General features: G+C 71.1%; 22 protein-coding genes. 9 read left to right on the forward strand and 13 right to left on the reverse strand.

Annotation, left to right across the window (positions count from 1 at the left end; genetic code table 11):
- The first annotated feature begins 53 nt into the window (after window positions 1-53).
- The 5 genes from ACT80S_RS04615 to ACT80S_RS04635 all read left to right on the forward strand — a co-directional run bounded on the left by ACT80S_RS04615 (window position 54) and on the right by ACT80S_RS04635 (window position 4,657).
- On the forward strand, window positions 54-1,184 hold the full coding sequence (locus ACT80S_RS04615; protein WP_377413216.1) for an ABC transporter substrate-binding protein: 1,131 nt from the start codon (window positions 54-56) through the stop codon (window positions 1,182-1,184).
- Between the two features lie 81 nt (window positions 1,185-1,265).
- Window positions 1,266-2,141 carry a branched-chain amino acid ABC transporter permease gene (locus tag ACT80S_RS04620; RefSeq protein WP_377413219.1) on the forward strand — a complete coding sequence of 292 codons (876 nt, stop codon included), beginning with the start codon at window positions 1,266-1,268 and terminating at the stop codon, window positions 2,139-2,141.
- Complete coding sequence (locus tag ACT80S_RS04625) at window positions 2,138-3,130, forward strand: branched-chain amino acid ABC transporter permease (RefSeq protein ID WP_377413223.1); 993 nt, start codon at window positions 2,138-2,140, stop codon at window positions 3,128-3,130. Before ACT80S_RS04620 ends, ACT80S_RS04625 begins: the two co-directional genes overlap by 4 nt.
- Window positions 3,127-3,903: an ABC transporter ATP-binding protein gene (locus tag ACT80S_RS04630; protein WP_377413226.1), complete on the forward strand. Its 777-nt coding sequence runs from the start codon at window positions 3,127-3,129 to the stop codon at window positions 3,901-3,903. The genes ACT80S_RS04625 and ACT80S_RS04630 overlap by 4 nt, the downstream gene beginning before the upstream one ends.
- Window position 3,904: 1 nt before the next feature.
- Window positions 3,905-4,657: an ABC transporter ATP-binding protein gene (locus tag ACT80S_RS04635; RefSeq protein ID WP_377413229.1), complete on the forward strand. Its 753-nt coding sequence runs from the start codon at window positions 3,905-3,907 to the stop codon at window positions 4,655-4,657.
- A 48-nt stretch (window positions 4,658-4,705) separates the two neighbouring features.
- Here the strand turns inward: ACT80S_RS04635 and ACT80S_RS04640 are convergent, their stop codons facing one another.
- Window positions 4,706-5,464 carry an IclR family transcriptional regulator domain-containing protein gene (locus ACT80S_RS04640; RefSeq protein WP_377413232.1) on the reverse strand — a complete coding sequence of 253 codons (759 nt, stop codon included), beginning with the start codon at window positions 5,462-5,464 and terminating at the stop codon, window positions 4,706-4,708.
- Window positions 5,465-5,477: 13 nt separating this feature from the next.
- Window positions 5,478-5,903 carry a DUF1345 domain-containing protein gene (locus ACT80S_RS04645; RefSeq protein WP_377413234.1) on the reverse strand — a complete coding sequence of 142 codons (426 nt, stop codon included), beginning with the start codon at window positions 5,901-5,903 and terminating at the stop codon, window positions 5,478-5,480.
- Window positions 5,904-6,060: 157 nt separating this feature from the next.
- Between ACT80S_RS04645 and ACT80S_RS04650 the strand changes: the two genes are divergently transcribed.
- Together ACT80S_RS04650 and ACT80S_RS04655 are read left to right on the forward strand one after the other, a co-directional pair.
- Window positions 6,061-6,381 carry an XRE family transcriptional regulator gene (locus ACT80S_RS04650; RefSeq protein ID WP_377413236.1) on the forward strand — a complete coding sequence of 107 codons (321 nt, stop codon included), beginning with the start codon at window positions 6,061-6,063 and terminating at the stop codon, window positions 6,379-6,381.
- Complete coding sequence (locus ACT80S_RS04655; RefSeq protein WP_377413239.1) at window positions 6,374-7,591, forward strand: type II toxin-antitoxin system HipA family toxin; 1,218 nt, start codon at window positions 6,374-6,376, stop codon at window positions 7,589-7,591. Before ACT80S_RS04650 ends, ACT80S_RS04655 begins: the two co-directional genes overlap by 8 nt.
- 10 nt (window positions 7,592-7,601) lie before the next feature.
- On the opposite strand, the gene ACT80S_RS04660 is transcribed toward ACT80S_RS04655, so the two are convergent.
- The 4 genes from ACT80S_RS04660 to ACT80S_RS04675 form a co-directional block, all read right to left on the reverse strand.
- Window positions 7,602-8,825: an MFS transporter gene (locus ACT80S_RS04660; protein ID WP_377413242.1), complete on the reverse strand. Its 1,224-nt coding sequence runs from the start codon at window positions 8,823-8,825 to the stop codon at window positions 7,602-7,604.
- Between the two features lie 68 nt (window positions 8,826-8,893).
- Complete coding sequence (locus ACT80S_RS04665) at window positions 8,894-9,781, reverse strand: polysaccharide deacetylase family protein (protein ID WP_377413245.1); 888 nt, start codon at window positions 9,779-9,781, stop codon at window positions 8,894-8,896.
- Entirely contained in the window at window positions 9,782-10,807 is a 1,026-nt protein-coding gene (locus ACT80S_RS04670; protein WP_377413247.1) for a tripartite tricarboxylate transporter substrate binding protein, read from the reverse strand.
- Between the two features lie 64 nt (window positions 10,808-10,871).
- Entirely contained in the window at window positions 10,872-12,233 is a 1,362-nt protein-coding gene (locus tag ACT80S_RS04675; protein ID WP_377413250.1) for an amidohydrolase family protein, read from the reverse strand.
- Between the two features lie 131 nt (window positions 12,234-12,364).
- Here ACT80S_RS04675 and ACT80S_RS04680 point away from each other — a divergent pair, with 131 nt between their 5' ends.
- Together ACT80S_RS04680 and ACT80S_RS04685 are read left to right on the forward strand one after the other, a co-directional pair.
- Complete coding sequence (locus tag ACT80S_RS04680) at window positions 12,365-13,147, forward strand: GntR family transcriptional regulator (protein ID WP_377413252.1); 783 nt, start codon at window positions 12,365-12,367, stop codon at window positions 13,145-13,147.
- A 21-nt stretch (window positions 13,148-13,168) separates the two neighbouring features.
- A complete protein-coding gene (locus tag ACT80S_RS04685) occupies window positions 13,169-13,819 on the forward strand; it encodes an aspartate/glutamate racemase family protein (RefSeq protein ID WP_377413254.1) in 651 nt (216 codons plus the stop codon).
- A 10-nt stretch (window positions 13,820-13,829) separates the two neighbouring features.
- Here the strand turns inward: ACT80S_RS04685 and ACT80S_RS04690 are convergent, their stop codons facing one another.
- The 7 genes from ACT80S_RS04690 to ACT80S_RS04720 form a co-directional block, all read right to left on the reverse strand.
- Entirely contained in the window at window positions 13,830-14,663 is an 834-nt protein-coding gene (locus tag ACT80S_RS04690; RefSeq protein ID WP_377413256.1) for an ABC transporter ATP-binding protein, read from the reverse strand.
- 4 nt (window positions 14,664-14,667) lie between these two features.
- Complete coding sequence (locus ACT80S_RS04695; RefSeq protein WP_377413259.1) at window positions 14,668-15,483, reverse strand: ABC transporter permease; 816 nt, start codon at window positions 15,481-15,483, stop codon at window positions 14,668-14,670.
- Window positions 15,484-15,487: 4 nt separating this feature from the next.
- Entirely contained in the window at window positions 15,488-16,483 is a 996-nt protein-coding gene (locus tag ACT80S_RS04700; protein ID WP_377413262.1) for an ABC transporter substrate-binding protein, read from the reverse strand.
- Window positions 16,484-16,612: 129 nt separating this feature from the next.
- Entirely contained in the window at window positions 16,613-17,380 is a 768-nt protein-coding gene (locus tag ACT80S_RS04705) for an aspartate/glutamate racemase family protein (RefSeq protein WP_377413265.1), read from the reverse strand.
- A gap of 40 nt (window positions 17,381-17,420) precedes the next feature.
- Window positions 17,421-18,836: an amidase gene (locus ACT80S_RS04710; protein ID WP_377413267.1), complete on the reverse strand. Its 1,416-nt coding sequence runs from the start codon at window positions 18,834-18,836 to the stop codon at window positions 17,421-17,423.
- Window positions 18,837-18,849: 13 nt separating this feature from the next.
- Window positions 18,850-20,301 (reverse strand): dihydropyrimidinase, encoded by a 1,452-nt coding sequence (gene hydA, locus ACT80S_RS04715; protein ID WP_377413269.1) that lies wholly within the window; start codon window positions 20,299-20,301, stop codon window positions 18,850-18,852.
- Complete coding sequence (locus ACT80S_RS04720; protein ID WP_377413271.1) at window positions 20,298-21,023, reverse strand: maleate cis-trans isomerase family protein; 726 nt, start codon at window positions 21,021-21,023, stop codon at window positions 20,298-20,300. The genes hydA and ACT80S_RS04720 overlap by 4 nt, the downstream gene beginning before the upstream one ends.
- Between the last annotated feature and the right edge of the window lie 177 nt (window positions 21,024-21,200).

A 21,200-nucleotide genomic window follows, 5' to 3' on the forward strand; every position in this document is an offset into this window, starting at 1 on the left:
CCCCACCCACCCCTACAGTCCGAAACCTTTCTTCCCCTCCCGAGGAACCCCCCATGAAGCACACCCTGAAGTCGATCGCCCTGGTCGCCGCCCTGGCCACCGCTGGTCTCGCCCAGGCCCAGGACATCAAGATCGCCAACATCGTCGAACTGTCCGGTCCCGGCACCACCGCCGGCACGCTGTTCAAGAACGGCGTGGAGCTGGCCATCAAGGAGATCAACGCCGCCGGCGGCATCCTGGGCCGCAAGGTCGCCTACACCACCGAGGACACGCAGACCAACCCGGGCGTGGCCAAGGGCCTGACCCAGAAGGCCGTGGACGCCGACGTCTTCGCCATCTTCGGCCCGGTGTATTCCGGCTCCATCATGGTCTCCATGGCCGAATCCAAGCGCGGCGAGGTGCCCAACTTCACCGGCGGCGAGGCCGCCGCCATCACCCAGCAGGGCAACCCCTACGTGTTCCGCACGGCCTTCGGCCAGAGCGTGTCCTTCCCCAAGCTGGCGCGCTTCATCAACTCGAAGGCCAAGACCCTGGCGGTGATCTACGTGAACAACGACTTCGGCAAGGGCGGCCGTGACACGCTGCAGAAGCTGCTGGAGGGCTCGCCCACCAAGATCGTGGCCGACATCTCCACCGACGCCGGCCAGGTGGACTTCTCCGCCGCCGTGCTGAAGGCCAAGCAGGCCAACGCGGACGCCATCTTCGTCTACACCAACGAGGAGGAGTCCGCCCGAGCCCTGCGCGAGCTGCGCAAGCAGGGTTGGACCAAGCCCGTGATCGGCGAGACCACGCTGACCGGCCAGAAGGTCATCGAGCTGGCCGGCGCGGCCGCCAACGGGGCCCAGGCCCACGTCGGCCTGACCGTCGACGCGCCCCAGCTCAAGGCCTTCGGCGCCAAGTACAAGGCCGAATACAAGGCCGACTCGGACCACAACGGCATCAAGGGCTACACCGGCGTCTACGTGCTGAAGGCCGCCATCGAGAAGGCCGGCAAGGTCGACCGCAAGGCCGCCGCCGCCGCCATCCGCAACAGCTGCTTCAGCGCCAAGCAGCACCCCGGCATCCTGCTGGACGTGTGCTTCGACGACAAGGGCGACCTGGACCGCGAAAGCTTCCTGGTGGAAGTGAAGAACGGCCGCCCCGAGGTGGTGGCGACGCTGCCCCCGGCCAACGCCAAGAAGTGACCCGAAGCCTGGCCGGCGCCAGGCGGCTGACCCCCGCCGCGCGCCGGCCGCGCAGCCCGCACCGGAAATGACCGCATCCCCATGACCGACTTCCTACAACTCCTCTTCAGTGGCATGGCCACGGGCAGCATCTATGCCCTGGCGGCCCTGGGCTTCACCCTGTTGTGGCAGGCCTCGGGCACCATCAACTTCGCCCAGGGCGAGTTCGTGATGCTGCCGGCCTTCATGATGGTGATCCTGCTCGCCTCGGGCATGCCGCTGATGCTGGCGTTCACCGCCAGCTGCCTGCTGTCGGTGCTCGTCCTGGGCTGGCTGTTCAAGCGCGGGCTGGTGGACCCCCTGTTCAAGTACGGCCTGATGCCGATCGTGGTGGCCACCATCGGCCTGTCGATCGCCATGCGCAACGGCGTGCGCGCCGGCTACAGCGCCGAGCCGCATCCGTTCCCGCAGGTCTTCCCCGACGAGGTCTACAACCTCATGGGCGTGACCGTCTCGGCCAGCGACATCGGCACCTTCGTCTTCGCGATGCTGCTGGTGCTGGGCGTGCAGTCGTTCCTGAACCGCACGGTCACCGGCCGCGCGATGCAGGCCGTGGCGCAGAACACCGAGAGCGCCTCGGTGCTGGGCATCAACGTGCCGCGCATGATCTTCTACACCTTCGCCATCAACGCCGTGCTGGCCGTGGCCGCCGCGCTGCTGGTGACGCCCACCTACCTCGCCAAGTTCGACATGGGCGAGTCCCTGGGCACCAAGGCCTTCTTCGCCGCGATCATCGGCGGCTTCAACAACTCCCGCGGCGCGCTCGTGGGCGGCCTGATCGTGGGCGTGTGCGAGAACCTCGCCGCCGCCTACATCTCGCCCGCCTACAAGGATGCCGTGGCCCTCCTGATCTTCATGATCGTGATCCTGTTCAAGCCCCAGGGCCTCCTGGGACGCAAGGAGGAGCGCAAGGTATGACGAAATCCAAGCTGCTCATGGGCGTGCTGCTGCTCGCGGCGCTCGCCGCGGTGCCCCCGTTCCTCAAGAACTACGGCATCCACATCTTCACCACCTGGCTGGTGTTCATCATCGCCACCATGGGCCTGAACCTCACCGTGGGCTACGCCGGCCAGAAGTCCCTGGGCCATGCGGCCTTCTTCGGCATCGGCGCCTACACCGTGGCGATCCTGCTCAAGGCCGGCATCAGCTTCTGGATCGGCCTGCCGGTCGCGGCGATCCTGTGCTTCGTCACCGGCCTGGTGCTGGGCTTCCCGGCGCTGCGCGTGCAGACCATCTACCTGGCCTTCGCCACCCTGGGCTTCAACACCGCCCTGTGGCTGGTGATGCGCAACGAGGAGTGGCTCACCGGCGGCACCTTCGGCATCAACAACATCGCCCGCCCCAGCGCCTTCGGCATCAGCTTCGACGGCAACCTGGCCTACTACTACCTGGTCTTCGGCTTCACCCTGGTGCTGGCCGCGCTGCTCTGGTACCTGCTGCGCTCTCCCTGGGGCAAGGCCTTCACCGCGCTGCGTGACAACCCGATCCGCGCCGAGAGCCTGGGCATCGACACCCGCAACTACACCCTCTTCAGCTTCGCCATCGGCGCGGTCTACGCGGGCATCGCCGGCGGCCTCTACGCCTCGCAGGTGCAGTTCATCGACCCCGCCCTGTTCACCGTGGGCCAGTCGATCATGATGTACCTGATGGTCGTCATGGGCGGCCCGGGCTACTTCCTCGGCCCGGTGCTCGGCTCCGCCGTCGGCGTGGTGCTGCCCGAGTGGCTGCGCTTCGCCCAGGCCTGGTACCTGTTCGTTTTCGGCACGGCGGTGGTGCTGCTCATGATCTGGCTGCCCGACGGCCTCCTGAGCCTGCCTGATCGCCTGAAGGCCCGCCGCCAGGCCCGCGAGGCCTCGGCCGCCCGCGCCGCGGCCGCCCAGGCCGCCCCCCAGAAAGGCATGGCATGACCCACGCGCATCACCACGACCGGCCCGCGGGCAGGCCCGTCCTCAAGGTCACCGACATCCGCAAGGCCTACGGCGCGATCCAGGCCGTCGGCGGCGTCTCCTTCGAGGTGCGCCCCGGCGAGATCTTTGGCGTGATCGGCCCCAACGGCTCGGGCAAGACCACCCTGTTCAACAGCATGCTGGGGCAGATCACGCCGGACAGCGGCAGCATCGAGCTCAATGGCGAGGACGTCACCCAGCTCGGCCCGCTGGAGCTCAATCGCCGCGGCGTCGGCCGCACCTTCCAGACCCTGCAGGTGTTCGGCAAGATGACCGTGCGCGACAACCTGATCGTCGCCGCGCAGGAACACCACGGCTCGATGTTCAGCCGCATGTTCGCGCCGTCCGACTCGGGCCTGGGCGCCAAGGCCGACGCGCTGATCGACCAGTTCCACATCCGCCACGTGGCCGACAAGAAGGCCGGCGAATTGAGCTACGGCCAGCAGAAGCTGGTGGACATCGCCATGGCCTTCATGAGCGACCCCGACCTGGTGCTGCTCGACGAGCCCTGCGCCGGCGTGAACCCCTCGCTGGTGGGCGGCATCAGCCGCCTGCTCAAGGAGTTGAACCAGTCGCGCCAGGGCAGCTTCGTGGTCATCGAGCACAACATGGAGTTCGTGATGGACCTGTGCCACCGCATCATGGTGATGGTGGAGGGCCAGGTGCTGGCCATCGGCACGCCCGACGAGATCCGCCGCAACAAGCAGGTGCTGGACGCCTACCTGGGGAACTGACATGACCGCCACGCCTTGCATCGAGTTCGACGACGTCGTCGCCGGCTACAAGGACTTCATGATCCTGAACAACCTGTCGTTCAGTGTCCGCCCCGGTTCCATCACGCTCCTGATTGGCCCCAACGGCGCGGGCAAGTCCACGGTCCTCAAGACCTTGTTCGGCCTGCTCAAGCCGCGCCAGGGGCGCGTGCGCCTGAATGGCGAGGACATCACCGGCGCCAGCCAGAAGGCGCTGCTGGCGCAGGGCATCGCCTTCGTGCCGCAGGGCCGCAACCTGTTCGGCCAGCTCTCGGTCTACGAGAACCTGGAGCTGGGCGGCATCACCCTGGGCATGAAGACCACGCACGAGCGTATTCCCGAGGTGCTGGAGTTCTTCCCGCGGGTGAAGGAGCGCATCCACTCGCGCGCCGCCTCGCTCTCGGGCGGCGAGCAGAAGCAGCTGGAGATCGGCCGCGCGCTGCTGCTGCGCCCGAAGGTGCTGCTGATCGACGAGCCCTCGATCGGCCTGTCGCCGATCGTGGTGCAGGACGTGTTCAAGCTGCTTCGCAAGCTGGCCGACCAGGGCACCACGGTGCTGATGGTCGAACAGAACGTCAAGAGCGCGCTGCGCTACTCGGACGACGCGATCGCGCTGGAGTCCGGCCGCCTGGTGCTGCACAAGCCGGCGGCGGAAATCCTGGCCGACCCGACGATGGAGCGTCTGTTCCTCGGCGGCGCGCACACCACCGGAGCCGCCGCGCCCGCCGCGGCCTGAGTCCCCGGCCTCGGCGCGTCTGCGTCGCGGGGACGCGCCCCGCGCCCCTCACAGCAGCGGGCGCAGGCTCTTGGCCGCCTCCTGGATCACCGGCAGCACGCGCCGCAGCGCGTGGTCGGTCTCCTCCTGGTTGATCGGCATGGTGATGCTGATGGCGGCATGCACCTGGTTGTGGCGATCCAGCAGCGGCACGCCGATGCCGCGGAAATTCAGCTCCAGCTGCTGCTCCGACAGCGAATACCCCACATGCCGGAAGCGCTCCAGCGCGGCGCGCAGCTCGGCCCGGGTGGCCAGCGTGTAGGAGGTGAAGGCGCGCGGCTCGCAGCCCGCGATCCAGGCGTCGGCCTCGGCCTCGGGCCGGCTGGCGAGGATGGCCAGGCCCACCGCCGTCACCTGCGCCGGCAGGCGCGTGCCCAGGGCGTAGCCGTGCGTGGGCTGGCGGGTGGCGCCGCTGCGGCCGATGAACACGGTGTCGGGGCCGTCCATCACGCCCAGGTAGGCGATCTCGCCCGTGCCCTCGTGAATCCGCTGCAGGAACGGCTGCACCAGCCGCGGCAGGCGGGCCGACTCCAGGTAGGCATGGCCCAGGCGCAGGATGCGGGGCATCAGCCAATAGAGCTTGCCGTCGGTGCCCACGTACCCCAGGTGGGCCAGGGTCTTGAGGTAGCGGCGCGCGGCGGTGCGCGTCATGCCGCAGCGCTCGCCGGCCTCGGTGGCGGTCAGGCGCGGGTGCTGGGCGTCGAAGGCCTCGATCACGGCGAGGCCCTTTTCGAGGCCGGCGATCCAGTCCTGGGGGGAGAGGGTCATGGGCGGTCGGTCGTCAGAGCAGGGTCCCGGCCACGACATTCACGGCCAGCGCGAGCAGGCTCGCGTTGAAGAAGAAGGCCACCACGCAGTGCAGCGTGCCGACGGGCCGCAGGGCGGGCCCCTGGAAGGCGATGTCGGCGGTCTGGGCGGAGGCGCCGTTCACGAAGGCGAAGTGGAAGAGGTCGGCGTAGGTCGGCTCCGGCGTGCCGGGGAATTCCAGCGGGTCGGGCTCGCCGCGGGTGCGGGCCGGGTAGAAGTCGTGCGCGTAGTGCAGGCCGAACACCACGTGCGTGAACAGCCACGAGGTCAGCACCGCGAGCGCCGCCAGCACCACCACCGTGAGGATGGCCGCGCGGTCCTCGTCCTGGCTCACCGCGTAGCGGCGGATCGCCTCGGCGCTGGTGGCGCGGGCCATGTGCCAGGTGAGGCCGAGCTTCACCAGCGCGCCCAGGTTCCAGGCGAGCAGGGTGGCGGCGGGCGCGGGGCGGGGGATACATGGGTGGGGCAGTCAGGGCGGACGGCAGTGGGATCATCCTACCTTCGCACAAAGACAACATGAATATTTATTTTCTTCGGTTTTAGATAACATATATGTTGTGTCTAAAGCCTCGCCTGTCATCGAAGCCCTCCCGTCTGCCGCCGCTGCCGCCCTGCGGCGGCTGGGGGGCGACCTGGGTACGGCGCGCAAGCGGCGCAAGCAATCGTTGAAGGACTGGGCCCTGCGCCTGGGGGTCTCCGTGCCCACCCTCTCGCGCATGGAAAAAGGGGACCCCTCGGTCTCGGCGGGCCTGTATGCCACCGCGCTGTGGATGATGGGACGGCACGAGGCATTGGGCGGCCTGGCTGACCCGGCGCAGGACCTCGCGGCCCTCGAGCATGAAGTGAACGAGGCGCGCGCGCGTTACCGCCGTGGCTAAGACCGAACCCGAGGCCTATGTCCCGCGCGAGGCGCTCCACCTGTGGTGGCTCGGCGATCCCGGGCAGCCGCGGCCGGTGGGCGAGATCCGGCTGGTGCAGGGCGGGCGCGGGGTGGGGCTGCGCTACGCGCCGGCCTGGCTGGCCGCGGGCTTTGCGTTGAGCGAAGACCTGCCCCTGGTCGACCAGTTGTTCCTCCCGGCCGAGCGCGACACCGCGGCCGGCTCGGTCGACGACGCACGCCCGGACCGCTGGGGCGAGCGCGTGATCCGGAAATTCGAGCGCACGCCTCGCCTGTCACTGCTGGAGTACTTGCTGTTTGCGGGCGGCGACCGCTATGGCGCGCTGGGCGTGAGCCTGGAGCCCGACGCCTGGGTGCCTTGGCGCAACCAGCCCACGCCGGAGTTCGAGCAATTGGGCGAAATGGCCGAGGCCGTGCGCAAGGTGCTGGCCAATGAGCCCGTGCCCGAGATGCAGCGGCGGCTGGTGAACCCGGGCGCTTCGTTGGGCGGGGCGCGGCCGAAGTCCCTGCTGCGGATGGAGGGGCGCCAGTGGCTGGTGAAGTTCAACGAGGACGACGAGTTCGACATGCCGCTGGTGGAGCATGCCTGCATGACGCTGGCCCGCGCCTGCGGCATCGAGACCGCAGCCACGCGCGCGCTGCGGCTGCCCCGTGGCCATGCCGTCGCCATCGAACGCTTCGACCGGATTGAGGGCGCCCGCCTGCACACGGTCTCGGCCCATGTGGCCCTGCGCGCGGCCGGTGAGTCCCTGGGCTACCCGGAGTTCGCGCAGTTGCTGCGCCGGTTTCTGCCAGCGCGCGAGATCGCTCGCCAGCAGGCGCAGTTGTTCCGCCGCATGGTGTTCAACATCCTCGTCGACAACACCGACGACCACGAAAAGAACCACGCCCTGCTGCGCCACCCCGACGGCAGCTACCACCTCGCCCCGGCATTCGACGTCCTGCCCACCGCGCAGGGCCTGGGCTACCAGCAGATGCGGGTGGGCGAGCAGGGCAGCGAGTCCACGCTGGGCAATGCCCTGTCCGCGAGCGCCCAGTTCGGCCTCAAGCCGAAGGCGGCCCGGGAGATCGTGTCCGAGGTCCGCACGGGGGTGGGGCAATGGGCCGCGCATTTCCGCGCCCACGGCGTGCGCCGACGCGACATCGACTACCTGGCGCGGTTCGTCGACCGCGATGCGCTGAAGGCGTAGGGGGCCCGCTTCAGGCGTGGAAGGCGTCGCGCCGTGCCAGCGAGGGAAACAGCTTCCACCAGGCCGCCACCACCAGCAGCGTGCCCACGCCGCCAGCGACGACCGAGCCCACCGGCCCGATCCACGCGGCCACCGCGCCGGACTCGAACTCGCCCAGCTGGTTGCTCGCGCCGATGAAGATCGAGTTGACCGCGCCCACCCGGCCGCGGATGTCGTCGGGCGTGTCCAGCAGCGCCAGGGTCTGGCGCACCACCACGCTGACCATGTCCAACGCCCCGGAGACCGCCAGCACGGCCAGCGACAGCACGAAGCTGGTCGACAGGCCGAACACCACCATGCACACGCCATAGGCGGCCACGCACCCGAACAGCCAGCGCCCCACGTGGCGCCGCAGCGGCTGGTGCGACAGCGCGATCGAGCAGGCCAGCGCGCCCACCGCCGGCGCGGCGCGCAGCGCGCCCAGGCCGGCCGGGCCCACGTGCAGGATGTCCTTGGCGAAGATCGGCAGCAGCGCGGTCGCACCCCCGAGCAGCACCGCCATCAGGTCCAGCGAGACGGCGCCGAGCAGCGTCTTGCTTTGCCAGACGAAGCGCACGCCCGCGAGCAGGGAGTGCAGCGTCACCGGCTCCTTCGAGGGCGGGATGCGCGGCGCGTGCATGCGCAGTGCCAGCGTGATCGAGACCAGCAGCAGGCCCAGGCAGGTGGCGTACACCGTGACGCCGCTGCCCATGTACAGCAGGCCGGCGAGGGCGGGGCCGCCGATCACCGCGACCTGGTTGCCGGCGGAACTCATGGCCGTGCCCCGCGAGAGCAGCCCGTGCGGCAGCAGCGCGCCGACCAGGGATTGCTGCGCGGGCATCTGGAAGGCGCGCGCCGCGCCCAGGGCCACCGAGACGCCGAAGATCAGTTCACGCGAGAGCGCCCCTTGCACGGTGGCGGCCAGCAGCAGGGCCGCGGCGAGCCATTGCAAGGCCATCGAGCCCGCGATGATGCGGCTGCGCGCATGGCGGTCGGCCACATGGCCCGCCAGCAGCGTGAACACCAGCACCGGCGCGAACTGGTACAGGCCCACCAGGCCCAGGTCCCAGGCGCTGCCGGTCAGGTCGTACATCTGCCAGGCAGCGGCCACCATCAGCATCTGGGTGGCCGAGCCGCCCATCACGCGCGCGCCGAGCAGGCGCAGGAAGTCGGGGTAGGGCGCGAAGGCGCGCAGGGCGGGGGGCAGGGAGGACATGCAGGAAATCGGCGGGCGTCCCGGGACGGCCGGGGCGCCCGATTGTCGCCGCTCGCAGGCCGGGCCGCTCAGGCCCCGGCGATCCCGAGCCAGTGCCGCGCGATCTCGTCGCGCCGCGCGAACCACACCTGCCCGCGTGCCTGCATGTGCGCCAGCATCTGCTCCAGCGCCCACATGCGCGCCGGCCGCCCCAGCATGCGCAGGTGCAGGCCCACCGACATCATGCGCGGCGCCGCCTCGCCCTCGCGCCAGAGCCAGTCGAAGGCGTCGTTCACGTAGCCGGAGAAGTCCTGCGCGCGCACGAAGCGGTGCGTGTGCTGGAACTGCATGTCGTTGGTGTCGAATGCGTAGGGCAGCACCACGTGGCGGCCGCCGCCCGGCGCGGGCAGCACATGGGGCAGGTCGTCGCCGTAGAAGTCGCTGTCGTAGAGGAAGCCGCCGTGCTCCATCAGCAGGCGGCGGGTGTTGAGCGTGCTGGCCGAGCGGGTGTGCCAGCCCACGGGCGCGATGCCGGTGGCCGCTTCGATGGCCCGCGCCGTGCGCGCGATGGCCTCGCGCTCCTCGGCCTCCCCCATGCGCGCATGGCTCTCCCAGCGCCAGCCGTGGGCCGAGACCTCGTGGCCGCGCGCCACCGCGTCCAGCGCCAGCTTCGGCGAGCGCTCCACGGCCAGGCCGCAGGCGCTCACGGTGCAGGGAACGCCGAAGCGCCCGAACACCTCCATGATCCGCCACCAGCCGGCGCGGGTGCCGTAGTCGAAGTGCGACTGCAGGCAGGGGTCGGGGATGCCCTCGAGCCGGTCGATCACCTCATAGACGGCCTCGTTGCGGTCGTCGCCCTCGGCGATGGCGAACTCCGCGCCCTCCTCGAAATTGAGCACGAAGGACACCGCTACCCGCGCCCCGCCGGGCCAGCGGGCATGGGGCGGGCGACCTGCATAACCGGCGAGGTCGCGCATTCAGTCCGCCTTCATGCCCGAGGCGCGGGCGACTTCGCCGAACCGGCGGATTTCGGAGGACACGAAGGCCTGCAGCTCCTGCGGCGTGCCATGGCCCGGCTCGGCGCCCATGGCGTGGTACTTGTCGCGCGTTTCGGGCAGGGCCATCACGCGCTGCACCTCGTCGTTCAGCTTCTTCAGAATCGGCGCCGGCAGGCCGCTGGGGGACAGCAGCAGGAACCAGGCGGAGAAGTCGTAGCCCGGCACGCCGGCCTCGGCCATCGTCGGCAGGTCCGGCGCGAGCGGCGAGCGCCTCGCGGTGCTGATCGCCAGCGCGCGCAGCTTGCCCGCCTTGATGTGCTGGGCAGAGGAGACCAGCGGGTCGATGATCATGTCGACCTGGCCGCCGATCAGGTCTGTGATGGCGGGTGCCGAACCCTTGTATGGCACGTGCACGAGGTTCAGCTTGCCCTGGCTCGCCAGCATCGCGCCGGCCACGTGGCTGGTGGTGGCGTTGCCGGAGGAGGCGTAGGTCAGCTTGCCGGGCTGGGCCTTGGCCAGCGCCAGCAGCTCGCCCACGTTGCGCGCCGGCACGTTCGGGTTGACCACCAGCACGCTGGGCAGGGTGGCGAGGCGGGCCACCGCCTGCAGGTCCTTCTCGGTGTCATACGGGAGCCTGGCGTGCAGGTGCGGGTTGACCGCGTGGCCCACCGTCACCACCAGCAGCGTGTATCCGTCGGCCGGCGCCTTGGCGGCGGCCTGGGTGGCCACGATGCCGCCGCCGCCCGGGCGGTTGTCGACCACCACGCTCTGGCTCCACGACTGCGAGAGCTTGTCGGCGACGAAGCGCGCGAAGGTGTCCGCAGCGCCGCCGGGCGGGAACGGCACGAGCAGGCGGATCGGCTTGCTCGGGTAGGCGGCGGCGGGCTCCTGCGCCTGCGCCGCGGGCGCCAGCGCGCCGAGTGCGAGCACCGTGGCCAGGGAGGCGGCGACGGCGATCCTGCGGCGCAGGCGCTGCGGGGAACGGGCGGGGGGCAACGGCTTCATCGGATCTCCTCGTGGGTGTGTCGGAGCCAGTCCTCTTGCAATCTCGATGCCAGGGCGGGTGGGGTCAGTAGGGCTTGCCCTCGGCCGCCCACAGCTCGCGCGCGGCCGCCTCGCCCTCGCGGCAGACGGCCTCCAGGTTCACCCGCGTGGGCAGGCCGCCCTCGACCAGCACCTCGCCGTCGACCAGCACCATCTCCACGTCGCGGCCCTGGCCGCAGTGCACCAGCGAACCCAGCGGGCTCACGTGCGGGCGCAGGTGCGGCCGGCGCGCGTCGAACACCACCAGGTCGGCCTTCTTGCCCAGGGCCAGGCTGCCGATCTCGGCGTCCTGCCCCAGCGCCATCGCGCCGCCCAGGGTGGCCATGTGGAACACGTGGTGCGGCTGCCAGTCGTCGGCGACGCCGCCTTCCTGCACCCGCGCGGTGGCCAGCGCCCAACGCATCAGCTCCACCATGTCGCCATGCTGGGTGTCGGTGGCCAGGGCGATGTTGACGCCGGCGCGCTTGAGGGCCGGCGTGGGCGCGAGCCGGCCCGAGGCGGCGTTGCACTTGGGGATGTGGACGGCATGCGCGCCGGCGCGCGCCAGCCGCTCGATGTCCGAGGGCGTGACGTAGATGCAGTGCCCGCCCATGAGGCGGTGATTGAGCAGGCCGGTCTCCTCCAGCACCTCGGTGGAGGTGCGGCCGGTGCGAGCCTTCACCCGCTCGACCTCGACCACGCTCTGGCCCAGGTGGGTGGAGACCACCAGGTCGTGCCGCGCCGCGGCCTGGGCCACCTCGCGCAGGAAGCCTTCGGAGCAGGTGTCGACCGCGTGCGCGGCGAGGTTCACCCGCACCCGGGGGTGGTCCTTCCAGCGTTCGAGAAGTTCCAGGCCGGCCTGCAGCGTGCGCGCGCCGATGGCGGGGTCGTGGTGCCAGTCGCCGTGGGCCACGCGGGCGAAGTCGACGTCGTGAATGCGCCAGCTCGGGCACAGGCGCACGCCGAGGTCCGCCATCGCCTCGGCGGTGATGTCGGCATGGACGAAGTTGTCGCCGATCACAGTGCTGCCGGCGAGCAGGGCCTCCAGCGCGCCGAGGCGGGCGAGGGCGCGGGCCTGCTCGGGGTTCACCTGGGTGCCCTTGGGGATGCCGGGCGTGTACGAAGGCGCGAAGCCCAGGTCGGCGGCGACGCCGCGCACCATGACCAGGATCGCGTGCAGGTGCGTGTTGACGAAGCCGGGGGTGACGATGCGGTCCTGCAGCGAGAGCGTGCGCCGGGCCTCGAAGCGCTCCGGCGGTTCGGCGGCCAGCCAGGTGATGCGGCCGCCCTGGATGCCGATGCAGCCGCCGCGCAGCAGGGGCTGGGCCGGGTCGGCGGTGAGGACCAGGGCGTCCCGCAGCAGCAGGTCGAACACCGGCAGGTCGGCGGGCAGGGGCGAGGCGGTCATGCGGATCCCGTTCATGGTGCTGGCGCACCACCCCGGGGCGAGTGGTGCACCAAATTGGATGACAAAGAAAACAATATTTGGTTAACCATTATTGCGACGGGATCGGCACAATGCAAACGACAATCGACGCCATGAGTCCCGCCACCCCTGCCCGCAAGACCCCCGCCGCCCGGGCGCGCCGGTCGACCGCCCCGGCCCCCGCGCCCGAAGCCGCCGCGCCGGCGCCGACCCGCGCCGCCGAGGAGGCCCTGCATGCCGCCATCACCCGCGCCCTGCTCGCCGGCCAGCTGCGTCCCGGCACGCCGCTGCGCGAGCGCTACCTGGCCGAGGAGTTCGGCGTGACCCGTGGGTTGGTGCGCAAGGTGCTGCTGCGCCTGGGCCAGGAGGGCAAGCTGGAGATGCATGCGAACCGCGGCGCCTTCGTGCCGCAGCCCACGCCGGAGCAGGTGCGCCAGGCCTATGGCGCGCGCCAGGCCGTGGAGGCCGGCCTGCTGGCGCTGCTGGGTCAGGACCTGAAGGCCGACCAGCTCGCCCGCCTGAAAGCCCACCTGAAGGCCGAGCGCGCCGCCAGCCGCCAGGCCCGGCGCGACGAATCCGTGCGCCTGGCCGGCGACTTCCACCTGCTGCTGGCGGACGTGGTGGGCAACCCCGAGCTGCGCGCCATCCTCGAGCGGCTGGTCGCCCGCACCCAGATGTTCGTGGCGCTGTTCGAGCCGGCGCAGTCCTCCGACTGCGCGCCCGAGGAGCATGCGCCCGTCGTCGAGGCGCTGGAGCGCGGCGACGCGCCCGGCGCGGTGGCGGCAATGCTGCGCCACCTGCGCCAGGTGGAGCACCGGGTGCTGGCCGCCATGCGCGCGCCCGAGGAGCCAGCGGTGGCCGAGATCCTGCGCGCCGCGCTCACCGGCGCGCGCTGACGACCTGTCGAAGGCCCTGGCATGAAGCTGCTGCTGGTCAATCCGAACACCTCCACCTTCGTCACCGAGCGCATGGCCGCCGCCGCGCGCGCCAGCCTCGGCGCGGCGGCCGAGGTGGTGGGCGTGACCGCCACCGAGGGCCCTTCCATCGTGGCGGACCGTGCAGGCAATGCCCGGGCCGCCCAATCCACCCTGGCGCTGGGCCTGGCCCAGGCCGAGGGCTTTGACGCTGTGATCGTGGGCATCTCCACCGACGCCGGCCTCGACGCGCTGCGTCCCGCGCTGCGGGTGCCGGTGGTGGGCATGCTGGAGGCCGCGCTGATCACCGCCTGCCAGCGCGGCGAGCGGGTCGGCCTGATGACGCTGGGGCCGCAGATGCTGCCCCTGTACCAGGAGCGAGCCGCCGCCCTGGGCTTCGGCGCGCGCATGGCGGGCTGGGCCGCGCCGGTGCTGCCGGCGGCCTATGGGCCGGCGCCGGACGACTCCGTCTACGAGGCCCTGGCGGACCATGCCGCCGCCCTGGTCGCCGAGTCCCGGCTCGACGTGCTGGTGCTGTGCGGGGCGGTGCTGGCTGGCAGCCGGCCCCGCATCGCGCGCCACCTGCGGGTGCCGGTGGTCGACGCGCTGGAGGCGGCCGCCTGGCAGGCCGTGGCGCTGGCGCGCCAGGCCTGAGGCGCCGACGTCAGGCCGTCTCGGTCGCCGGCGCCGGCGAGGCGGCCGGCGCGGCGTGCGGAGCCTGCGAGGCCGAGGCGGCGCCCAGCGCATCCTGCGGCCGCAGCAGCTGCAGGATGTGGCGCTTGTAGTCGTTGAAGCGCGGCGAGGTCGGGTCGCGCGGGCGCTCCAGGTCGATCGGCAGCAGCTCGCGGATGCGGCCCGGTCGGGCCGACATCACCGCCACGTGCGTGCCCAGGGCCAGCGCCTCGTCGATGCCATGGGTGACGAAGACGATGGTGCTCTGGCTCTCGCGCCAGATGCGTACCAGCTCGGCGTGCATGTCCATCTTGGTCTGCTCGTCGAGCGCGCCGAAGGGTTCGTCCATCAGGATCACCTCCGGGTTCATCAGCAGCGCCCGGGCGATGCCCACGCGCTGGTTCATGCCGCCCGAGAGCTCGCCGGGGAAGTGGTTCTCGAAGCCGCGCAGGCCCACCATGTCGATGAAGCGCTGCGCCCGCTCGCGGCGCTCGGCCTGCGGCGCGCCCACCATGGTCAGGTGGAAGGCCACGTTCTCCCACACCGGCAGCCAGGGCATCAGCGTGGGCTGCTGGAACACCACGCCGCGGTCGGCGCCGGGCGCGGTGACGACCTGCCCGCCCACGCTCACCGTGCCCGAGGTCGGGTGGTCGAAGCCGGCGATCATGTTCAGGAGGGTGGACTTGCCGCAGCCGCTGGGCCCGAGCAGGCACAGGAACTCGTTGCGGCCCACGCTGAGGCTCACGTCCTGCAGCGCGGTGACGGCCTGGCCCCGCTTGGGGTCCTGGTACAGGCGGGAGACGCGGTCGATCGTGATCAGGGTCATGGGGTCAGCCCTCCTGGGCCTGCAGGGTGGAGCCGCGCTGCCAGCGAAGCAGGTGGCTGGCGAGGGACTTGATGCCGTAGTCGCTGAGGAAGCCGAGCAGGCCGATGCTGGCCATGGCGGCGATCACCAGGTCGTAGCGCAGGAAGTAGTAGGAGTCCCACAGCACGTAGCCCACGCCGCTCTTGACGGCCACCATCTCGGCGGTGACGGTCACCATCCAGGCCGAGCCGATGGCGATGCGCAGGCCCGAGAAGATCGAGGGCAGGGCGGCGGGGAAGACGATGCGGCGCACCAGCGTGCCCGGCTTGCCGCCGGCCATGGCGCCGGCGCGCAGCAGGTTGCGGTCGCAGGTCTTCACGCCGTGGATGGTGGACAGCAGCACCGGGAAGAAGGAGCCGACGAACACCAGGAAGATCGCCGGCTTGTTGGCGATGCCGAACCAGATGATGGCCAGCGGGATCCACGACACCGGCGGCACCGGCCGCAGGATCTGCAGCGTGGGCTCGACCAGCTTCTCGAAGCGCCGGGACCAGCCGATGGCCATGCCCAGCGCGATGCCCAGCGTGGTGGACAGGGCGAAGCCCGCCGCCACCCGGCTGGCGCTGGCGGCGACGTCGAACACCCAGTGGGCGGTGTAGGTCTGGGTGTTGCCGTCGGTGCCGAAGATCCAGTCGGCCCAGGCCACCATCACCTGCGAGGGCGCGGGCAGCAGCGCGGCGGGCAGCACGCCCGACCGCGAGAACAGTTCCCAGCCGGCCAGCACCAGCACCGGCACGAGGGCGCGGTCGATGCGGGCGAGGAGCGTGCGCAGTGCCTGCATGGCGTCAGTACCCGAGCTGGGCCTTGGGCTTGCCGGTGGCGGCCTCGAGGAAGCGGTAGTCCATGTTCTGCTGGATCTTGGCCGCCACGTCGCCGTTGATGTACTTCAGGTCGCGCATCATGTTGCCGATGGCCACGGCCTCGGCGCGGTGCATGGCGATGTCCGGGTACAGGTTCTCGATCGCGCCGGTGGCGATGGCCTTGTCCAGGCCGGTCACCTTGGAGATGGTGTCGACCCACAGCGGCTTGTTGGCGGCCACGGTGGCATTCACCTTGGCGATGGCGCGCACCACGCCTTCCAGGCCCTTGGGGTTGGAGGCGATCACGTCGGGGCGGGTGACGACCAGGTTGGTCAGCTTGCCGGCGGCCTGGTCGTACGGGAAGGCGAAGGGCTTGGCGGCCTTGGTCTGGCGGATCTGGGTGGCGAAGGGCTCCACCGTGCACACCAGCTCGATCTCGCCGCGGCGCAGGGCCTGCAGGTGGTCGGAGGGGTTGGGTATGTTGACGAACTGCACGTCCTTGTTCACGTCGATGCCGTGCTTCAGGAAGGCGCCGCGCATGTGGATGTCCTGCGCGTTGCCGCGGGAGGCGGCGACGCGGAACGGCTTGCCCTGGGCCTTGTAGTCGGCGATCAGCTTCTTCAGGCCGGCCCAGTCGTTCTCGGCCAGGGGCAGGTCATTGCCCACCACGATCTGCGAGCCGCCATTGATCTGGCCGGAGATGGCCACCATCTCGAAGCCCTTGTCCAGGGCGGTGGCGTAGTGCAGGTAGGTGACCTGGGCCACGTCCACGCTCTTGGACAGCAGCGCGGTCATGGCGTCGTTGCCGGTGTTGAAGGGGATGGCCTCCACCTTCACGCCCTGGGCGTACTCGGGCACCAGGGACAGGGGCACGCAGTGCGCGCACTTGGGAAACGCGAGCTTCACCGGTTCCTGGGCCGAGGTGGCCAGGGGCATCAGCGCCGCCGAGGCGAGCGCCAGCAGGGCAACGAGTTTCTTCATGGGTTCTCTCCGTCTAGTGATAGGCCACGGGGTGTGGCTCCGGGGAGAACGTCGCAACAAGCGTGCCTGATCCTGTATCCAATTTCAGCCGGTCTTGGAGCCAGGATGCACGGGGATCGCGCACCGGCCTCAGCCGCCTGCGCCGCGCTGGTGCCGTGCCTGGGCGAGCAGCGCCACGATCTCGGGCGTGAGGCCCTGGTGGGCCTTGGCCGGGGGCGGGGCGAAGCTGCCGGTGCGCGCCAGGCCGGCGTTCATCCTGACCAGGGTCTCGGCATGGCGCACCGCGCTGGACACGCCGTCCACCGCCGGCACCGGGATGCGGCCCTGGATGCTGCGCGCCAGGCCCGCCAGCGGCGCGCCGGCCAGCACGATCACGTCGGCGCCGTCCTCGCGCACGCAGCGCTCGGCTAGCTGCACCAGGCGCTCGCCCTGGTCGCCCTGCACGTTGCCGATGTCGGCCAGTGGCTCGTCCAGCCCGCGGATGCTGGCCAGGCGGGAGGCGAGGCCGTAGGCCTGCACCGTCTCGGCGTACCAGGCCCGAATGCGCTGCGAGATCGCGACGATCGAGAAGCGCTGCCCCAGCAGGCAGGCGCTGGCGAGCGCCGCCTCGGTCAGGCCGGTGACGGGGCAGGGCAGCACCTCGCGCAGCGCCATCAGGCCGGGGTCGCCGAAGGCGGCGACGATGACCGCGTCGGCCTGCGCATGGTGCTGGGCGGCGAGCTGGGCGGCGGCGTGCGCGCCCAGCATGGCCTCGAAGCGGGTTTCGATGTAGGCCACGCCGGCGGCGGCGGTGACCACCTGCACCTCGGTGCCGGGGGAGGCGCTGCGCTGCGCCTCCTCGCGAATCAGCTGCGAGACGCTGTCGGAGATGTTGGGGTTGATCAGGAGCAGTTTCATTGGGCGTGACGGTGGCGGGCGGGTGGCGGGCAGTTGGCGCTCAGGCCTCGGTCCAGAGGGCGGGGCGGGATTGCGGGCCGGCCAGGCGCTCGAGGTGGGCGGCCATGGCCAGCACGCCGGCGTCGTCGTAGCGGCGGCCCACCACCTGCAGGCCCACCGGCAGGCTGCGCGCGAGGCCGGCCGGCACCGAGCAGGCCGGGGCCTGGGCGTAGTTGAACAAGGGCGTGTACACCGCATGCCCGCGCGGGCCGGCGGGCTGGCCGCCGATCTCGGCGGGGCCGAGCTGGTCCACCGGCCACGACACGGTGGGCGTGGTGGGGCACAGCAGCAGGTCGTAGCGGGTGAAGAAATCGGCGTAGGCGGCGTAGATGTGCTCGCGCAGGGTCAGGACCTGGGCGATGTCCACCGCGCTGTGCTGGCGGCCCAGGCGCACCTGGGCGGCGATGTCGGGGTCGAGGAGGTCCGGGTCGGCGTCCAGCGCCGCGCCGTGCAGGGCGGCGAGGCCGGCCTGCTGCAGCTTCAGCAGCGGGTACTCGCGCACGCCGGCGGGCCAGGCGGGTGCGGCCTCGTCGATGGCGTAGCCGTCGGCCTCGAGGCGGCGCACCAGCGCCTCCAGGGTGGCGTGCACGTCGGCGTCGATGGCGAAGCCGCAGCCCAGGTCGGGGCTCCAGGCGATGCGCAGGGTGCGCGGGGGCGGGGCCTCCAGGGCGGGGCGCGCGGCGCGCGCCGCCTGCGAGCCCCAGTCGCCGTGCGAGTAGCCCTGGAGCTGCTCCCACATCAGCGCGACGTCGGCGACGTCGCGGCCGATCTGGCCCATGACCGAGAGGCCGAAGTTCGGCTCGTCGAAACCCGGGCCGCAGGGGATCAGGCCGAAGCTGGGCTTCATGCCCACCAGCCCGGTGTGGGCGGCGGGGCGCCGGGTGGAGCCGCCGGCATCGGTGGCCAGGGCCAGCGCGCCGATGCCGGCAGCCGTGGCGCTGACCGCTCCGCCGGAGGAGCCGCCAGGGGTGAGCCGCAGGTCCCAGGGCGAGCGGGTGATGCCGTGGACCTTGTTGTTGGAGACGCCCTTGCAGGCGAACTCCGAGCAGTTGGTGATGCCGACGATGACCGCGCCCAGCGAGGCCAGGCGCTCCACCGACCAGGCGTCGCGCGGGGCGATGAAGTCCTTGAAGGCGAGCGAGCCCTGGGTGATGCGGCGCCCGCCGACCCAGATGTTGTCCTTCACCGTGACCGGCACGCCGGCCAGGGGCAGCATCTCGCCGGCGGCGAGGCGGCGGTCCACGGCCTGCGCCTGGGCCAGGGTCCAGGCGGCGTCATGGCCGATGACGGCGTTGAGCCGGGGGTTCACCGCGTCCAGCCGCTGCAGCACGCTGCGCGCGACCTCCTCGGCGCCCAGCTCGCGCCGGGACACGGCCCGCGCGATCGCGCGGGCGGGCAGCTGCCAGGGTTGCGTCATCGCCTCGCTCCCGTCACGTGGGTTGCCACAGCGGGCCGCGGTGGCCGCGCCCGCGCACCTGCGCGGGGGCCGGGCGGTCGCAGGCCAGGAACTGGCCATGGCCCTCGCGGCCCAGGTACTGGCCGTCCTTCCAGACCACGGCGCCGCGCGACATCGTCAGCGCCGGCCAGGCCTTGACCTCGATGCCCTCGTAGGGCGTGTAGTCGACCGCGTGGTGCAGCTGCTCGTTGCGGATTTCACGCGGGCTGTCCATGTCCCAGATCACCAGGTCGGCGTCCGAGCCGACGGCGATCGTGCCCTTGCGCGGGAACAGGCCGTAGATCTTGGCGGCGTTGGTGGCGGTGAGGGCGACGAAGCTGTGGATGTCGATGCGGCCGTCGATCACGCCGTGCGACATCAGCAGCGGCATGCGCGTCTCCAGCCCGGGGATGCCATTGGGCACCTCGCTGAAGGGGGCGTCCTTGCCGTGGACCTGCTTGCCGTTCGGGCCGGCGAAGGCGAAGGGCGCGTGGTCGGAGGAGAACACCTGGAAGGTGCCGTTCTCCAGGCCGCGCCAGATCACTTCCTGGTTGGCCTTGTCGCGGGGCGGCGGGCTGCAGATGCACTTGGCGCCCTCGAAGCCTTCGAGGTCGAGGTTCTCCGCGGTGAGGAACAGGTACTGCGGGCAGGTCTCGCCGTAGACCTTGAGGCCCAGGCCCTGCGCGGCGCGGATCTGCTCCACCGCCTCGCGGCCGGAGACGTGGACGATCAGCACCGGCACATCGGCCAGTTCGGCCAGGGCGATGGCGCGGTGCGTGGCCTCGCGTTCCACCAGCATCGGGCGGGCATGGGCGTGGTAGCGCGGCGCGGTGAGGCCGGCGTCCAGCATCTGCTCGGTGAGCCAGGCGATGCAGTCGCTGTTCTCGGCGTGGATCATGACCATCGCGCCCTCGCGCCGGGCCACCGCCAGCAGGTTCAGGATCTGGCGGTCGCCGAGCTTCATGTCGTCATAGGTCATGTAGACCTTGAACGAGGTGTAGCCCTCGCCCACGAGCCGCGGCAGTTCCTCCTTCAGCACCGCGGGCGTGGGGTCGCTCACGATCAGGTGGAAGGCGTAGTCGATGGCGGCCTTGCCCTCGGCGCGGGCGTGGTAGTCGTCGACCGCGGCCTGCAGGCTCTGGCCCTTGAACTGGCAGGCGAAGGGGATGAGGGTGGTGGTGCCGCCGCAGGCCGCCGAGCGTGTGCCGGTGAGGAAGTCGTCGGCCATCTTCGAGCCGTCGGACATGGGCTGGTCCAGGTGGCAGTGGGCGTCCACGCCGCCGGGGGTGACGAGGCGGCCCGCGGCGTCCAGCGTCTCGCGGCCCGGGCCCAGGTCCTGGCCGATGGTGACGATGCGCCCGCCGCGGATGCCGATGTCGGCCAGGTAGCGGTCGGTGGCGGTGGCGATCTCCGCGCGGCGGATCACGGTATCGAATTCGGTGTTCACGTGACTTCCTTGAAAAGGCGGCCCCAGGCCTGGATGCGGCGGGTGTCGATGCCCGCGAGCTGCAGCGCCTTCCACACCACGGTGGCCACGCTGTCGTAGACGGGGATGCCGAGTTCGGCCTCGAGCTCGGGTACCAGCGGGCCGCCGCGCAGGTTGGTGCACAGGATGGCGATGGCGTCGGGCCGGGCCTGCGCCACCTCTTGGCACATGGCGCGCAGCTGGCCGGCGGTGACCTCGCTGAAGGAGAAGTTGTCCTCCAAGCCCAGATGGCGCTCGGCCACCACCTCGATGCCGGCGGCGGCGTAGTTGGCGATGATCTTCGCCTGCACGTCGTCCAGGTAGGGCGTGACCAGGGCCAGGCGGCGCGCGCCGGTGCGCGCCAGGATCTCGTTGAGCGCCAGCACCGAGGTGCAGCCCCTGGCGCCGGTCTCGGCCTCGATCGCCTGCACCAGGCGCTCGTCGGCGTCGAACCCGAGCCAGGAGGAGGAGGTGCCGCTCCACCCGATCACCTGGCAGTGCGCGTGCGAGAGCAGGGTGGCCGCCTGCATCACGCCCGGGGAGGCGAACTGGGCGAGGGCGCCCTCGCTCAGGGCGATGCGGGTGACGGCGAAGCGGCCGAAGTGCGCGCTGGCCTCGGGCACTTCCCGCAGCATGTCGCAGGTGACCGGCTCCAGCACCGTGTTGGACGAGGGGGTGAGCATGCCCAGCAAGGTGCGGGTCATGAAACGTCTCCTTGAAATGTGGGCTGTCTTCTCGCAATCTTCGAGCCAGCGCGTCTTCGGGCGCCGTCCCGCCCCCAAGGCACGGAGTTGGTGCGGACGCCCTGGATTGGGGACATTCCTTGGTGCATTTTGGACGCAAGCCACTTTAAATCTTGTATCCAAAATCTGCAAACCCTG

The organism is Ramlibacter sp. MAHUQ-53, from assembly GCF_052600055.1.